The organism is Mycobacterium sp. TH-M82 (assembly GCF_057473605.1).
On the sequence record NZ_JBYCKY010000436.1, the window covers coordinates 1 to 2,859 of the forward strand.

1 protein-coding gene and 1 pseudogene are annotated in these 2,859 nt (G+C 65.6%); both read left to right on the forward strand.

Features of this window, described 5'->3' with window-relative positions; all coding sequences use genetic code 11:
- On the forward strand, positions 1-2,408 hold a 2,408-nt coding region (locus AC2VON_RS13490), incomplete at its 5' end, for a (Fe-S)-binding protein (protein WP_486953419.1).
- An 84-nt stretch (positions 2,409-2,492) separates the two neighbouring features.
- A pseudogene (locus tag AC2VON_RS13495) lies at positions 2,493-2,859 on the forward strand (aminotransferase); the annotation flags it as partial.

The following is a 2,859-nucleotide window of genomic DNA, read 5'->3' on the forward strand; positions in this document are numbered from 1 at the left end:
GCGAGGTGGCCGGTCAGACGCGGCTGCTGAAATGGTCGATCCCGGGTGCGGCGCACTTCTTCACCATGTGGGCCTTCTTCTTGCTGCTCACCGTCTACATCGAGGCCTACGGGCTGTTGTTCAGCTCGCGGTTCCACCTACCGATCGTCGGCACCTGGGACGCGCTGGGCTTCGTGCAGGACTTCTTCATCACGGCGGTGACCATCGCCATCGTCGTGTTCATGACCATCCGCACCCTCCGCAACCCACGCGAATTAGGTAGGGCGTCGCGCTTTTACGGCTCACACAACGGTGGAGCCTGGCTGATCCTGATCATGATCCTCAATGTGGTGTGGACCTATGTGCTGCTGCGCGGAGCCGCAGTCAACACCGGCACCCTGCCCTACGGCAACGGGGCCTTCCTGTCGCAGCTGTTCGGCAGGATCATGGCGCCGCTGGGAACGGCTAACCAAACCATCGAAACCGTAGCACTGCTGCTTCACATCGGGGTGATGCTGGCCTTCTTGCTCATCGTGTTGCACTCCAAGCACCTACACATCTTCCTGGCGCCGATCAGCGTCGTCTTCAAGCGGCTGCCGGATGGCCTGGGTCCACTGCTGCCGATCGAATACGACGGCAAGCCAATCGATTTCGAGGATCCCCCCGAGGATGCGGTGTTCGGCCGCGGTAAGATCGAGGACTTCACCTGGAAGGGCATGCTCGACTTCGCCACCTGTACCGAGTGCGGACGCTGCCAGTCCCAGTGCCCGGCCTGGAACACCGGCAAACCGTTGTCGCCCAAATTGTTGATCATGGATCTGCGTGATCACTGGATGCACAAGACGCCCTACCTGCTCGGCGAGCAGGAAGCGCCGAGCGTCCCGGACGGCCAGGTCGATCTCGCCGGCGCTCCGCCCGCCAAGGGCCACCACGTACCGGAGTCGGGGTTTCCCCGGATCGGCGGCACTGGACCGGCGCAGGCGGCCCGCCCACTGGTCGGCACCGAGCAGCAGGGCGGGGTGATCGACCCCGACGTGCTGTGGTCCTGCACCAACTGCGGCGCGTGCGTCGAGCAGTGCCCGGTGGACATCGAGCACGTCGACCACATCCTGGACATGCGCCGCTATCAGGTGCTGGTCGAATCGGAGTTCCCGTCCGAGCTTTCTGCGCTGTTCAAGAACCTGGAGACCAAGGGCAACCCGTGGGGGCAGAACGCCAGCGAACGCACCAGCTGGATCGACGAGGTCGACTTCGACGTTCCGGTGTACGGCCGCGACGTGGACAGCTTCGACGGCTTCGAGTACCTGTTCTGGGTGGGCTGTGCGGGCGCCTTCGAGGACCGTGCCAAAAAGACCACCAAGGCGGTCGCGGAGCTGTTGGCCATCGCCGGGGTGAAGTTTGTGGTGCTGGGATCCGGCGAGACCTGCAACGGCGATCCGGCCCGCCGGTCGGGCAACGAGTTTTTGTTCCAGCAACTCGCCGCCCAGAATGTCGAGACGCTGAACGGAGTGTTCGACGGCGTGGCAACCGTCGACCGCAAGATCATCACCAGCTGCCCGCACTGTTTCAACACCATCGGCCGGGAATACCCGCAACTGGGCACCGACTTCACCGTGCTGCATCACAGCCAGGTGCTCAACCGGCTGGTCCGGGAGAAGAGGTTGGTTCCCGTTACGCCGGTATCCCAGGACATCACCTACCACGACCCATGCTTTTTGGGCCGGCACAACAAGGTCTACGACCCGCCCCGCGAGCTGGTCACGGCCTCGGGTGCGAACCTGGTCGAGATGCCGCGCAGCCGCGATCGTTCGTTCTGCTGCGGTGCCGGCGGCGCGCGGATGTGGATGGAAGAACACATCGGCAAACGCGTCAACCACGATCGGGTCGACGAGGCGCTGGCCACCGGCGCCACCACCATCGCCACCGCCTGCCCGTTCTGCCGGGTGATGATCAGCGATGGCGTCGACGACCGCCAGCAGCTCGCCGGGCGCGAAGATGTCGAGGTGCGCGACATCGCTCAGCTGCTGCTGCAGTCGCTGGACCACACCACGGTCACCCTGCCACCGAAGAGCAGCGCCGCCCCGGTCGCGGCTGCACCCGCTGCCGCGGTTACACCCCCGACTCCGGCGACAACCGAGGCCCCCGCCGAGGCGCCGGCGCCCTCGAAGCCCCCGAAAACCGAGGCGACCAAGCCAGCAACCCCGACCGTCGCGCCCGCCAAGGGCTTGGGTATGGCGGCGGGGGCCAGGCGACCCGGCGCCAAAAGGCCCGCCCCGGCGCAGCCATCCCAGCCGGCCCAGCCGGATGCCGGTGGCGAGGTGGAGCCGGAGCCAGAACAACGCGCCCCCGACAACACCGGCGAACCACCGGCACCGCCGGCCAAGGGCCTGGGCATCGCCAAGGGTGCTCGTCCGCCGGGCAAACACTGAGCCCGAGGGCTCGGCACCGATTCTCATGACAGCACAGCCGTCACTGCCGACCTCAGCAAAATTTCATTGAACATTTCTGGCACCATGGTTGACGTGACTACTCACCACCTGCCGTGGCATGTCGCGACGGGGCAGCAACGGCAACGCACGTTCGCGCAATCGACCAAACTGCAGGACGTCCTTTATGAGATCCGCGGTCCGGTGCACGCGCACGCGGCACGTATGGAAGCCGAGGGCCACCGAATCCTGAAACTCAACATCGGCAATCCCGCGCCGTTCGGTTTCGAAGCGCCCGACGTGATCATGCGGGACATGATCCAGGCGTTGCCGTACGCGCAGGGCTACTCCGACTCCCAGGGCATCCTGCCGGCGCGGCGCGCGGTGGTCACCCGCTATGAGCTGGTCGACGACTTCCCCCGCTTCGACGTCGACGACGTCTATCTGGGCAACG